The sequence below is a fragment of the Parafilimonas terrae genome (assembly GCF_900115755.1).
In the GTDB taxonomy this organism is placed as follows: domain Bacteria; phylum Bacteroidota; class Bacteroidia; order Chitinophagales; family Chitinophagaceae; genus Parafilimonas; species Parafilimonas terrae.
This window is the reverse complement of record NZ_FOXQ01000004.1, coordinates 161405-175329: the sequence shown is the minus strand read 5'-3', so window position 1 is coordinate 175329 and position 13925 is coordinate 161405. Positions and strand designations below refer to the sequence as shown.

Annotated in this window: 12 protein-coding genes; 9 read left to right on the top strand and 3 right to left on the bottom strand. The window is 40.2% G+C overall.

All coding sequences use genetic code 11. The annotated features are described in order from the left end of the window. Positions 1-118: 118 nt before the first annotated feature. On the bottom strand, positions 119-754 hold the full coding sequence (locus tag BM015_RS08750) for a carboxypeptidase-like regulatory domain-containing protein (RefSeq protein ID WP_090657402.1): 636 nt from the start codon (positions 752-754) through the stop codon (positions 119-121). Positions 755-935: 181 nt separating this feature from the next. Here BM015_RS08750 and BM015_RS08745 point away from each other — a divergent pair, with 181 nt between their 5' ends. The 7 genes from BM015_RS08745 (at position 936) to BM015_RS08715 (ending at position 8456) form a co-directional block, all read left to right on the top strand. Beyond that, the gene (locus BM015_RS08745; protein WP_090657400.1) at positions 936-2027 is read left to right on the top strand and encodes an Mrp/NBP35 family ATP-binding protein; all 1092 of its coding nucleotides are present in this window, start codon (positions 936-938) and stop codon (positions 2025-2027) included. A gap of 317 nt (positions 2028-2344) precedes the next feature. Next, positions 2345-3028, top strand: coding sequence for a hemerythrin domain-containing protein (locus BM015_RS08740; protein ID WP_090657398.1), 684 nt, complete (start codon positions 2345-2347; stop codon positions 3026-3028). A 268-nt stretch (positions 3029-3296) separates the two neighbouring features. Then, positions 3297-4466, top strand: a complete 1170-nt coding sequence (locus tag BM015_RS08735; RefSeq protein WP_090657396.1) for a PepSY-associated TM helix domain-containing protein — start codon at positions 3297-3299, stop codon at positions 4464-4466. 35 nt (positions 4467-4501) lie between these two features. Continuing rightward, positions 4502-4906 (top strand): hypothetical protein, encoded by a 405-nt coding sequence (locus BM015_RS08730; RefSeq protein ID WP_090657394.1) that lies wholly within the window; start codon positions 4502-4504, stop codon positions 4904-4906. A 163-nt stretch (positions 4907-5069) separates the two neighbouring features. Further along, positions 5070-6527, top strand: a complete 1458-nt coding sequence (locus BM015_RS08725) for a T9SS type B sorting domain-containing protein (RefSeq protein ID WP_090657392.1) — start codon at positions 5070-5072, stop codon at positions 6525-6527. Positions 6528-6561: 34 nt separating this feature from the next. Beyond that, positions 6562-6987 carry a YybH family protein gene (locus BM015_RS08720; RefSeq protein WP_090657389.1) on the top strand — a complete coding sequence of 142 codons (426 nt, stop codon included), beginning with the start codon at positions 6562-6564 and terminating at the stop codon, positions 6985-6987. A gap of 278 nt (positions 6988-7265) precedes the next feature. Further along, positions 7266-8456 carry an acetyl-CoA C-acyltransferase gene (locus BM015_RS08715; protein ID WP_090657387.1) on the top strand — a complete coding sequence of 397 codons (1191 nt, stop codon included), beginning with the start codon at positions 7266-7268 and terminating at the stop codon, positions 8454-8456. Here BM015_RS08715 and BM015_RS08710 read toward each other — a convergent pair. Both BM015_RS08710 and BM015_RS08705 read right to left on the bottom strand, forming a co-directional pair. Next, on the bottom strand, positions 8446-9984 hold the full coding sequence (locus BM015_RS08710) for a T9SS type A sorting domain-containing protein (RefSeq protein WP_090657385.1): 1539 nt from the start codon (positions 9982-9984) through the stop codon (positions 8446-8448). The two genes, BM015_RS08715 and BM015_RS08710, sit on opposite strands and share 11 nt — an antisense overlap. Positions 9985-10550: 566 nt before the next feature. Then, entirely contained in the window at positions 10551-11105 is a 555-nt protein-coding gene (locus BM015_RS08705) for an NUDIX domain-containing protein (protein WP_090657382.1), read from the bottom strand. A 509-nt stretch (positions 11106-11614) separates the two neighbouring features. On the opposite strand from BM015_RS08705, the gene BM015_RS08700 reads away from it, so the two are divergent. Next, positions 11615-12052 carry a hypothetical protein gene (locus BM015_RS08700; RefSeq protein ID WP_143075803.1) on the top strand — a complete coding sequence of 146 codons (438 nt, stop codon included), beginning with the start codon at positions 11615-11617 and terminating at the stop codon, positions 12050-12052. A 125-nt stretch (positions 12053-12177) separates the two neighbouring features. Further along, positions 12178-13866, top strand: coding sequence for a helix-hairpin-helix domain-containing protein (locus BM015_RS08695; RefSeq protein ID WP_090657379.1), 1689 nt, complete (start codon positions 12178-12180; stop codon positions 13864-13866). The last annotated feature ends 59 nt before the right edge of the window (positions 13867-13925 follow it).

Genomic DNA, 13925 nt, shown 5'->3' with positions numbered 1-13925 from the left:
TTAAATGTATTCAGGCGCTGCTGTAAAATTTATAAGCATCCTTCTTTCAATAAATCCATGAATTGCAGGAATAGTCATTTTATAATGAATATTGATGTAACAGTTAATGCTTTGCCTTCTACTTCCGCTTAAAATCACCCCGCTTCCATGCCTGTATAAACTCTGCCCAGGCAACCGGGTTAAAGATGTTTTGCGGCTGAAGCTGCCCTGAATAATAATAGCGTTGCGCCTGCTGGCGTATTTGTGTGTTCATGGCTTCCGTGCCGTCAACCGGCAGGGTTAGCATTAAGGCTTTGCGGGTAGCTTCATCATTATTGCGGCGGGCAATTTCCAAAGCATCCGCAGGCACATCGGTATTCACAAAATCTCTTTCAAATTGAGAGCGGGTGGGCCTGGGCTTTAAAATGGTAGAAGGCAGCCAGGCTGTATCGTTCACCATTAGCTGGATAACATAATATTGATTGCTTTTAAGCGTATCGGGAATTGTAAGCGTTTTATCTTTAAAACCGGTGCTCGAAAAACGGATTTTATCCCCTTTCAAAGCGGCTATGGAAAATACGCCCTGGCTATTGGAAATAGTGCCGCGGCCTGTGCCTTCCACAATAACGCTTGTTGCATCCAAACCGCGCAAACTATCTGCGCTCATTACCACACCATAAAACTGAACAACAGAATCCCTGCGGGTTTGAGCCTCTCCTGTCAGCGATAAGAATATCAATGTTGCAAAAAGAAAATATGGTAGAAGTTTATTCATGCAATAAATTTAAAACAATCAATTTTTATGCAAATAAAACGATCACTTAACAAATAAACCATAAGCAGGGTTAACTTTGCGGGCCGTACATGGTTTTTAACAAAAAAATGAGATGCGCTATAATGTTTAAAATGAAGAGTTATAGCCGCTGATTTGTGATAAAGAAAAACGAAAATATAACATGACTGAAAATGATATTCTGAAGGCTTTAAGTAAAGTGAATGAACCCGATCTGGGAAAAGATATTGTGACCCTTAACATGGTAAAAGACCTCTCGGTAAAAGACAATGTAGTTTCTTTTACTATTGTGCTTACTACGCCGGCCTGCCCGTTAAAAGAGGTAATGCGTACAGATTGCATTAATGCTATTCAGCAATTAGACGAGGGTTTTATTGTGAATGTAAATTTTACTTCACATACAACCAGTAACCGTATTGATCCCAAAACAATTTTGCCCGGTGTAAAAAATATTATTGCTGTTGTAAGCGGTAAAGGCGGTGTTGGCAAAAGCACTGTTGCTGCTAATCTTGCGCTGGCTTTAAGCCAGCATAATGCAAAGATTGGTTTAATGGATGCCGATATTTATGGCCCCAGCGTGCCCATTATGTTTGGCGTTCGCGGCGAGCGGCCTATGATGCGGGATGTGAATGGCAAAGGCATGATTGTTCCGATTGACCGTTATGGTTTAAAGCTTATGAGTATTGGCTTATTGGTTGATGAAAAAAGCGCTGTGGTTTGGCGCGGGCCAATGGCCAGCAGCGCCATTAAACAATTTGTAACCGACGTTGACTGGGGCGAACTCGATTATCTTGTAATTGATATGCCGCCCGGCACCGGCGATATTCATCTTACCTTAATGCAAACAGTTCCTGTTACCGGCGCCGTGATTGTTACAACGCCGCAAACCGTAGCACTGGCTGATGCCAAGAAAGGTATTGCCATGTTTGCACAGGCGCAGCTTAATGTGCCTATAATTGGCCTGGTTGAAAATATGGCTTACTTCACGCCGGAAGAATTACCCAACAATAAATATTACATTTTTGGAAAAGAAGGCGGAAAAAATTTAGCCGAAGAATATGATCTTCCTTTCCTCGGGCAGATACCATTGGTGCAGAGCATTCGTGAAGGCGGCGACCAGGGCGTGCCGGTAATGATGAGCGATGATGCAATTTCCCGCAACGCATTTGAGAATTTTGCCAATCTTGCCACCCGCAGCATATCTATGATTAATGCTGATTTTTCTGTGGGAAAAGTAGCTGAGGTTGTGGATTGATTTTTATTCGATTGATATAATTCTTCATTTATTGTCGTTTAATTAGTTTTAAAATATTCAATAACCAATACTCAATACGCAATGTTCAATGTTTAGGCTCTTCAATTGAACATTGCGTATTGTATTGTTGAATATTGAGTGTTTTCTTAAGTAATAACATTACTTGTTCTTTATTGCCGTCCGCCCACAAACTATAATTGTTTTTAAACAATTCTTCCTTCAAAAAATACAATTGCTGCATTCCATGCTTGACTTGGCTTTTGTGGTGAAGTAATATTGTTGTATCAATTTGAAAAAACACCTTCAAAACAAAACTTATGAAACGTTACAACACATTTTACCTCATTCATAAAGCGCTTCGCGCCATGTTATATGATACAGCTTTAACGCTGCAGCAAACAGATTTTGCAAACTATACAGAGGCCCGGGCAGCGCTTGTAAAAATTAATGATGTGCTTTTTGCTTTTGATAACCATGCACATCATGAAGATAGTTTTATTATGCCGGCCGTTGAGACATACGAGCCTGCACTGGCTGCATCTTTTGAGAAAGAGCATGTGGAAGATTTGCGCATCTCCAACCGTTTAAAAAATATTATTGTTATTTATGAAAATACTTTCTTCCCGGAAGAAAGAACGGTTTGCGGTTCTGCTATTACAAAATCGTTTACGGAATTTCTTGTGTTTAATCTTGAGCACATGGCCAGGGAAGAACAATTGCTTAACCAGGTTTTATGGGAACATTATACGGATGAACAGATCATGGCAATACAACAGCAATTGATGGCTGCTATACCGCAGGAACACATTGAGCAAACATCAAAATGGATGATGCGTGCCATAAGCACTGCCGATGCGGCCAACTGGCTGAAGCAGGTGAAAGCCACGGCGCCGGAATTTGTATTTGACCATCTGATGAGTACAGCACAGGAAGAGCTGAGTGAAATACGCTTTGCAACAGTATTGGAAATATTGGAAGAAGAAGAGCCCGCAACGGTTTAGTTTAGGAGAATGGGTATGTGCAATGGCCCCGCAAATTTGCGGGGCTTTTATTTATACTGCACACTTTGCCAATTATCTGGCATTTGTGGCTAATAACGAAATTTATAAAACCCTATACTGCTTTTTTAGAATTAACTCTAACCATGCCTTAGTTTCCTCATTTCGTAAAGATTTTTCCTGATTAATATAAAGATTTGCGCTTTTTCAAAACATTTTTGTTGCACGGTCAATTACGGTTAATTAAGAAGCTGTTTGCAAAACACTAAGAATGGCGTTAACGTTTAAAAAGATTACAGGTAAAATACATTTATGGCTTGGGCTTGCTTCAGGAGTTATTATTGTATTCCTGGGGATTACAGGATGCATTCTTGCTTTTGAACAGGAAATAAAGTCGGTTACGCAGCCATATCTTTATGTGGAAGAAAGCAATCAGCCCGTTTTGCCGCCCAGCAAACTGCAGCAAATTGCAGTGGCTGCGCTTCCCGATAAATTACCGCACAGCGTTTCTTACTCTGATAAAGGCAGATCTGCACAGGTTGTATTCTATAATGAAGAACCTGAGTATTACTATACTGTTTATATTAACCAGTACACAGGACAGGTTTTAAAGGTAAAAAATGAAGATGCCGACTTTTTCAGGGTAGTGCTTATGGGCCATTTTTATTTATGGCTTCCGCCGGCCATAGGACAACCCATTGTGGCCACGGCTACTTTAATCTTTCTTGTAATGCTCATAAGCGGCATTGTGTTATGGTGGCCGAAAAATAAAGCCGCACGCAAACAACGATTTTCTGTAAAATGGAATGCCACATTCAAGCGTAAAAATTACGACTTGCATAATGTGCTTGGTTTTTATATGAGCTGGATAGCCATCTTTATTGCTGTTACCGGGCTTGTATGGGGTTTCCAGTGGTTTGCAAAATCATTATACTGGACCACTTCGGGCGGAAAGCAAATGGTGGAGTTTTATGAATCTGTTTCCGAAAAACCAGCTCAGCCGGTTATAAGCACCGGGTCGCCTGCTATTGATAAAGTATGGCAGAAAATGAATATTGATTATCCTGCTGCCGAAGTGATTGAAGTGCATATTCCCGGCAGTGATTCCACAGCTATAGAAGCCGTTGCTAATCCTGATGCGGGCACTTACTGGAAATCAGATTATATTTATTTTGACCAATATTCTTTGAAGGAAATTAGTGTAAACCACCCGTATGGCCGGTATGCCAATACAAGCGCTGCTGATAAAATTATGCGCATGAATTACGATGTGCATACCGGCGCAGTTTTAGGTATTACGGGTAAAATAATAGCCTTCTTTGCAAGCCTTATTGCGGCAAGTTTGCCCATAACCGGCTTTCTTATCTGGCGCGGAAGACATAAAAAGAAAAAAGTTGCTAAGCCGGTAATTGTAAAAAGAGAATTAGTTGCAGCTATATAACACCAGGTTAATAAATTTCTGCTAACCGGTTTATTATGAACAGGCATTACAGGCCTGCCGGTATAAAACTTATACATTTTAATTTAACGCTCATGTGTGATTTTCAAAAGCTGGCCTTTTCCGGAGATGGATATGTTGTAAGATGTACAGAATGCGGTTACCTGCAGCTCGCCTTTGGAACAACCATGCTCACTCTAACCAATGAAGAATTTGGCGCTTTATACGATTTAACCACATCCCACATGAATATTGTTTCCGTTAATGGTAATGACTTTCTTTCCGATGATACCAAAGGCATTTTCCTGTCAACTCCTTCTGCCGGTTGCTGTATTGTTTTAACTGTAAAAGAATTATACCGCTTTCACGAAATTCTGGATAAGGCAGATGATGAAATGAAAGCATTATCCATGATGCAATTATTTGCCAATAACAATTCGTAAAGGATTTTTTGAACCAGGAAACTGTTTGAGCTACTGGAAATACCGCTGCCAGTTACCAAAGCATCTGACTGGTATTTCATAATAAACGTCATCAACTCAAACAGCTTCTGAGAATATCCGTTAAATTGCCTGTTCGTTAAACCACGGCTAACGTTGCAGGTGCATGAATAAAACTTCATTTTTAAGGTTCGTACTATATACAGGCATTTATTTTCTTCCTTTTAAAACAATTCAATGCCAGGTTTGCACAGGCAGCCTTGGCGACCTTGCCGTAAACATTACTTTCGGAAATGGCGCCGGCAGCGCTTCATCGTATGTGCCGGCATCCGGTTATACTTATATATCATCCGATTGCCCGGATGATGGTTTTTATACTATTACCAATTCAACTTCCAGTTGTTTTGGGAATACCTGGCATACTGTTGCAAAAGATCATACCGGCAACGGGAATTTTATGCTGGTAAATGCTTCCATTGAACCGGGTGATTTTTTTCTTACCAACGTAACCAATCTTTGCCCAAATACCACCTATGAATTTTCTGCCTGGATATGTAATGTAATGATGCCTGAAAACAGTATTATGCCCGATGTGGTTTTTACTATAGAACAACCCGATGGCACCATTCTCGGCAGCTACGATTCCGGCCCTATACCTGTTACGCATTCACCTGAATGGGTAAAGTATGGGTTGCTCTTTACAACGCCTGCAGATAACGCCACCATTGTATTACGCATGCGCAATAATTCGCCTGGCGGCTACGGTAACGACCTGGCGCTGGATGATATTGGTTTCAGGCCCTGCGGCCCGCAGGTATCGGCATTTATACGGGATAATGCTGATACCGTAAACCTTTGCGAAGGAGATACCGTGCCCACTTATTATTTCTCAGGCAATGCATCTTCCGCCTATCAAAATCCTTTTTATCAATGGCAAACAAGTATAAATGAAGGCGAATCGTGGCAGGATATTGCAGGCGCCACCGGCACAACCTATGCAAGCACGCCGCCGTCTGCAGTTGGTAAATACTGGTACCGCCTTACCGTAACGGACGAGGCTTTTGCCGGCACCACTTCCTGCCGCATTGCATCTAACCTGCTTAAAATAACTATACATCCCAAACCTTGGGCGGATGCGGGCGCCGACCGTATTTATATAAAAGATTTTCCTGTTACCCTCAACGGCACTGCAACCGGGGAAGATGTAAGCTTTATGTGGAAGCCACCTTTATACATTGATGACGCGGCATCGCTTAATCCCATAGTAACGCCGCCGGCTGACATGATTTACACGCTGGCGGTGCAATCAGCATATAATTGTAAAAGTTCCGATGATGTGCAGGTGAAAGTGGCAGATGCCATATTTGTTCCCAACGCTTTTACGCCCAATAATGACGGCCTGAACGATTATTGGAAAATTCCTTACCTGGATATTGGCCTCGCCGCCGATGTAAAGGTGTTTAACCGCTGGGGCAAAATGGTTTATCACGTTGCAGCAGCGCCCGTTTCGTGGAATGGCAAGGTGAATGGAATTGATCAGCCATCCGGCACATACATTTACATGATTACTTTTAAAGACAATAAATTGCCCCAATTAAAAGGTACGTTTACATTGATACGATAACCGGTCAAACACTTTTCTTTTAAACATATCAAATATGAAAAGAATAATTATTGCCTGCTCCCTGATTGTAGTATGCAGTTTTTGCCAGGCCCAAACTTCTGCCGATGAAGCAGCCATACGTAAGGTAATGGATAAGCAAACAGAAGCCTGGAACCGCGGCGATGTGGATGCCTTTATGCAAACCTACTGGAAGAATGATAGCTTATTGTTTGTGAGCAACCCGCCAACGTATGGCTGGCAAACAACGCTGGACCGATACAAAAAGGCCTATCCCGATGCGGCGGCAATGGGCAAGCTTTCTTTCAACCTGCTGCAGTTAAAGCCTTTATCGCCCGAATATTATTTTGTGCTTGGCCAATGGCATTTGAAGAGAAGCATTGGCGATGTGGGCGGCTATTTCACTTTACTGTTCAGGAAAATAAACGGGGAATGGCTGATTATTGCGGATCATTCAAGCTGAGGCTGATTGATTGATTAGTTGGTACGTTGAGTGGTTAAGGATTGGGAATTGGGAATTGGGAATTTGGAATTGCCAGCGTCGTTCACTTAAGAGTAATTTAAATTGTAAATAATCAATATTCAATAATCAATAATCAATGCTCAATTCGCAGCGGTTTATAATTGAACATTGCGTATTGAATATTTCCTTAAATCAACCTCATTGAATAGTAAAATCGGCGACCCCTCTCTCTCCATAAAACTAACAATCGTTATCTTAGCATTTTTAAACTACATAGCATGAGCAATAAAACGGTTTATATAGTATCGGCGGTGAGAACGCCCATTGGCAGCTTTGGCGGCGCTTTAAAAGATTTTTCAGCAACGCAGTTAGGCGCAGTCGCCATAAAAGCCGCGGTTGAAAAAGCCGGTATAAAACCCGCAGATGTACAGGAAGTTTTAATGGGCTGTGTGCTTCAGGCCAATCTCGGCCAGGCGCCCGCCCGGCAGGCTTCTATGTTTGCCGGTTTGCCTGCAAATGTGGTGGCCACCACCGTAAATAAAGTTTGCGCCAGCGGCATGAAAGCCATTGCGCAGGCTGCCCAAAGTATTATGCTCGGTGATGCGGATATAATTGTTGCCGGCGGCATGGAGAGCATGAGCAATGTGCCTTATTATTCTCCTAACATGCGCTGGGGCAATAAATATGGGAATGTGAGTTTGGTTGATGGCCTTGCCAAAGATGGCCTTACCGATGTGTATAATAACTACGCAATGGGCAATGCGGCAGAGCTTTGCGCGAAGGAATGTAATATAAGCCGGAACGACCAGGATGCTTTTGCCATTGAAAGCTACAAGCGCAGCCAGCAGGCCTGGAATGAAGGCAGGTTTGACAATGAAGTGGTGCCGGTTGAAATTCCGCAGCGCAAGGGCGAGCCTTTGCAATTTGCAAAAGATGAAGAGCCATTTAATGTAAAGTTTGAAAAGATACCCGAGCTGAAACCCGCCTTTCAAAAAGAAGGTACGGTAACCGCGGCCAATGCCAGCACTATGAACGATGGCGCTGCGGCGCTTGTATTAATGAGTAAAGAAAAGGCCGAATCATTAAATATAAAACCGATAGCCATTATAAGAAGTTATGCCGATGCCGAGCAGGCGCCGGAATGGTTTACCACCACGCCCTCGCTGGCTTTGCCAAAAGCGGTTGAAAAAGCGGGTTTAAAGCTAACCGATATTAACTACTTTGAACTGAATGAGGCTTTCTCAGTGGTGGGCATTGCCAATATTCAGAAAATGGGTTTGGATGCAGCGAAAGTTAATGTAAACGGCGGGGCTGTGTCGATAGGCCACCCGCTGGGATGCAGTGGCGCCAGGATAATAGTTACGCTGATTAACGTGCTGAAACGAAACAATGCAAAGTTTGGCGCTGCCGGTATCTGTAACGGCGGCGGCGGCGCGAGTGCCATGGTGATTGAGAAAGTTACTGCTTAATAAAGCGGTAAGTTGTGTTTTGTTTATCACCCCGGATGTTAAGGTAATAGACGCCGCCCGGTAAATGCCCTACCATTATTTTTTCATTTTGATTATACGTAGTTGTTCTGTTAAGCACGACGCCAATTGAATTTATTACTGTAAGTATATTTTTTCCGCTTTTTAAATGTTGAACATATAACACATTCTCTACAGGGTTTGGGAAGACCGTACTTGTATTTTTATCAGTGTTTACATTACTTATTTTTTCTTTTGAATTGCTTTGGATATTTGCTGAATCTTCACAAATTGAAGTTTGCATTAAGGTAAAGGAAGAATCATGAACAACTCCATTGCTTATATAAACACTGTCAGAAATAATCGAATAAACTTTTGTATTCAATGAAAATTTCTTGTCAGGCATTGAAAGGTGAATTTTTGGAATTGAAAATTCAGGGCAAATCCTTCCTAATGAATCGTATTGATTAAGATTGATTTTCTCCGATTGATCATAAGTATAAAACTCAACTAAACTTAAATCTTTTTTAAAATAAGCGGAAGAAGCAAATTGTAATGGCAGCAAGATTTTGTGCGCCTTCAAATAACGCTGTAATGCAAATAAATCAGGTTTTATTAATGCTGCTGATTCTGAAGTTGTACTATCATTTATAGGATAAACAAACCAATTATACCTATTTTCAATGCCAAATCCTCCAAAAGCTAATAGCTTATTATCAGCGATAAAAAAATCTATTATATTAGTGTTATTATTATAATTTAATGGACGTGCCCTTAATTCTTTAAAACTAATAACACTGCCATCATTACTGCTTAAATGAATAATATTGGCAGTAACTATGCCTTCACATGGCTGACAATTAATATTTCCTCCAATAAAAATTTCGTTACCTATTTGGATAATACTATTAGCTGTATAAATATCAACAGAATAGGATGGTTTTGTATCAATAGTCTTGAACCATAGCAAATTCCCGTTTTTATCTAATTTTAAAATTTGAAAAAGCTCAGAATAGTACATGTCATTAGCTACTGTATATAATATTAATATTTCTTTTTTCTTGTTCTCGTAAATTAATTGTGGAGATAACGCAGAATAATTTTTTGAACTTATTTGCTTCGACCAGATAACGTTTCCGTTTTTATTACATTTTACCAGCAAGGCTCCTTTATATTCTAATTTTGTTTTATCATATAATTTCCCCAAAAAAAGAAAACCTCCATCAGCAGTTATTGTTGCTTTCGGACTTGAAAAAGAAATGTTAGTATAATAATTTTTAGACCATATTGCATTGCCACGCTCATCAAATCTTAAACAAAAAATATAAGGCTTGCAATTTGACCCGCCTCTGCATACAACGGGTTGCCAGCCAATCATTAAACTGCCCTTGCCGGGTAATTGCAAGAATTGCTCAACATGATGATCTTTTTCAAACGCATAACTCTTCTGAAAAGTAGCCTGCTGGGCAGATGAGTTTACATAACAAAGAAGGGCTGCATAAAAACAGATAAATGTAAAGGTGGTTTTCATAAAGTTACTTTTACAGGAAGTTACATAAAAACCTATACCTTATGCTCCATAAGCAAAATTTTTGTTGGCTGTATTGCGGCAATAGTAATCGTATCCTTTAACTTTTCTCCCGCCATCATATTATATTATATGTCTCCCCCAATGAAAATTTACAAACAATGAGATGTTATTCCGAAACATAGAGATCGTATTTCCAAACTCTCAGGTGGTATTCCGTAATTCTCAGATGCCATTCCGAAACTCCCAGATGGCATTCCGTCATTCTCAGATGACATTCCGTTATTCTTAGATGGCATTCCGTAACTCTCAGATAGCATTCTGCACTTCCCCAGATAGCATTTCGCAGTTCTCAGATGCCATTCCGTAACTCTCAGATGGCATTCCGTCATTCTCAGATGACATTCCGTTATTCTCAGATGTCATTTCGCAACTCTCAGATGGCATTCCGTAACTCTCAGATGACATTCCGCGATTCCCAGATGTCATTTCGCAGTTCTCAGATGTCATTCCGCAATTCCCAGATGGCATTTCGTAATTCTCAGATGCGTTTCCGTTGTTTCCGGGGCTTATATTTTATTTTCCAGCAGTAATATCCTCGTTTTCAATATTGCGGATACGGTAACTACGTCCTTGATTTTTCCTTCCATCACCATATTATAAGCTTCCTCAAATGGAAGTTTTTTTATGATCAGTTGTTCTGTTTCATCAGGCATGGCTTTATGCTGCGTAAGGCCTCTTGCAATAAAAATAATACAGTATTCATCTGTAACTGAATTGCTTAAATACATTTCGCTTATTTTTTGCCAGCGTTCAGCTTTTAAGCCCGTTTCTTCCAGCAGTTCCCTTTGTGCGGCAATAAGCGGGTCTTCATTCAGCCCGCCGCCTTCGGGTATTTCCCAGCTATATTCATCGATGGTAAAGCGGTATTGGCCAACAAGGTAGGTGCTCAAATCATCATCCAAAGGCACAATGCCAATGGCCTGGTTTTTAAAATGAACCTTGCCATAAATGCCATTACCGCCTGAGGGATTGATAACCTGGTATTCTGTAAGGCTTATCCACGGATTATCGTAAATATCTTTTTTACCTGTAATCTTCCATGGGTTTTTGTATACGTTCATGCTAAACAAGCTTGGATAATAAATAAACGGAGACGGCCAAATTTATACTGCATAACGTTATTACAGCAATTTATCTGGCTAAGAAAAGTACCTAAAGCTGAAATACTATGTGAAGTTCTATAAAAACCAGGTTAGCAACGGCCGAAGAGGAACTTCCGGGTGAATTTTCATAAAAGGAAAAACATTCCTGCAAACTCCTGACAACCTAATGCGATAAACCGTTGCAAACAATTAAAATATATCCCGGAAATTAAAACAACCTGCAGCCTGTTCTTATGTTTCGCTGCAATACGCATGGGTTTTCACTTTAAAGTAATTGTATTTCCGTTCAATTGTTGTACGCTTCCGTACAGTGATGGGTTGCCTTGATTTTATTTTCAGCCATTCATCATTTTATAAAACCGCTCAATTGTGATTTTTTACCATTTCGCTTGCAAAAAGCCTTGTGGTACTCGCTTTGAAAATATTCTGGCATAACCAATTTTAAAAAAACAAAAAACGAACTATATATGACAACGAAATTAATCATCACAGCAACCGCTCTCAGCTTTTTAAGCATCATCGGTTTCTTTACTTCCAAAAATATAATGGAAGCAAAAACAGTAAGTAAAAGTATTAATGTGGAAGTGTATAAAACATCCAGCTATGTGGCGCCTGTTTATAAAAACACCACAGCCACGCTTGAAGTAACTGTGTTAAGGGTTAAACACAATAAAAGGGATACAGTTTGGCAGCATACATTTCAGCCAACCGAACTGAAAGATTTTCCCACATCAGGCAACCCTATGATGCAGCAGATTTCCATTCCCAATGTGAATGATAAAAGGGAAACGCTTGAAGTATATTATAAGGTTATCTATAATACACAAGGCAATATTTTAAATTCATGGAATTATACAACCATAGGCAGGGGACAGCAATCGGGGAACTTGAACATACAGATTTAAGCAGTTGATGTATGTTTTAATCGTAAGGCGGCAGCACATTGCCGCCTTTTTTTATGCGCAGGCATTATGCGCATTATTACTATCTTCCTGCCGGTTTTATATACTAATATTATATCAGGTAAATAATGACTGCAGATAACTCTTTTATTGCTGACCAGTTTTCGCTGCTTGCTAAATTAACCGATGTGCATGGCGGCAATAGTTTTAAAGCAAAAGCATACAGTGCTGCTGCTTTTACAATTGATAAGCTGCCGCAGCAGCTTGCTGAAATTCCTGCTGAAAAGTATGCAACCATAAAAGGTATTGGTGATTCGGCGGCTAAAAAAATAGTTGAAATACTGGAGACAGGTGAAATAACCGATTTAACCAGGCTGATAGAAAAAACGCCGCCCGGCGTATTGCAAATGATGAATATTAAAGGTATTGGCCCTAAAAAGGTAACGGTTATATGGAAAGAAATGGGCATAGAAACGGTTGGCGAACTGTTATATGCCTGCAACGAAAACAGGCTTACGCTTTACAAAGGTTTTGGGGAGAAAACACAGAAAAGCATACAGGAGGCCATTGAGTATTTCCTGGATAATATCGGCAGTTATTTGTATGCACAGGTGGAAAAGCTGGCTGATGAACTGGATGGCATACTGAAAAATAATTTTAGCGGTTACAGGTTTTTCAGCACCGGTATTTTTCGCAGGCAGATGGAAACCATTGATAAGCTTGAATGGGTTACCAATGCGCCTGCGGCACTTTTGCAGGAATATTTATTGCAACACAATTTTGTAACAGAAAAGCTTGATGCGGCAACTTCTGTTTTCCAGGGAAAGGAAGAAAATATACTCCTGTATTTTTATCATGCTGAAGAAGAAAAGATTTTTCAGCGTTTGTTTGAAACTTCCTGCAGTGAAGGTTTCCTGGAAGAATGGAATAAAAAAGCGCTAACCGGTCAGTCGTTTTTTTATACATCAGAAGAGGAAATTTTTGAACAGGCCAGGCTTCAGTTTGTTCCGCCTTATTTAAGAGAGGCTGTAACTATTATTGAAAAAGCTGCAACGAATAACCTGCCTGCAATTATTCAGCCCACAGATATTAAAGCTATTATTCACAGCCACTCCAAGTGGAGTGATGGTAATAATACTATTGAAGAAATGGCAAATGCCGCTATTAAGTCAGGGCTTGAATACCTCGTGATAAGTGATCACTCTAAAACCGCAGTGTATGCGAATGGTTTAACGGCTGAAAGGTTAAAGGCGCAACATGCAGAGATAGATGAATTGAATGAAAAGCTTAAGCCGTTTAAAATTTTTAAAAGTATTGAAAGCGATATATTGGGCGATGGCAGTCTTGATTACGATGATGACGTGCTTGCTTCATTTGATATTGTAATTGCATCCGTTCACTCCAATTTAAAAATGAATGAAGAAAAGGCCATGATGCGTTTGTTGAATGCTATTAAAAACCCGTTCACTTCCATACTTGGCCATTGTACGGGAAGATTATTGTTGAGCCGCGCCGGTTATCCCGTTAATCATAAACAAATTATTGATGCGTGTGCGGTACATAATGTTGTTGTGGAATTAAATGCTAACCCACGAAGGCTTGATATGGATTGGCGCTATCTTGATTATTGCACGCAAAAAAATGTATTGATATCAATAAATCCTGATGCGCATTCTGTAAAAGCTTTTCAGCATACAAAATATGGCGTGCTGGCTGCACAAAAGGCTGGTATAACTGCTGCACAAAATCTCAGCAGCTTCCCATTAAATGCATTTGAATCATTCTTAAAGATACAACAGGCAAAACGTGGCCGGTAGTTGTTAATTGTATTTAAATTTTATATGCTGTTTGTTTAATATCATTCTATAAATATATT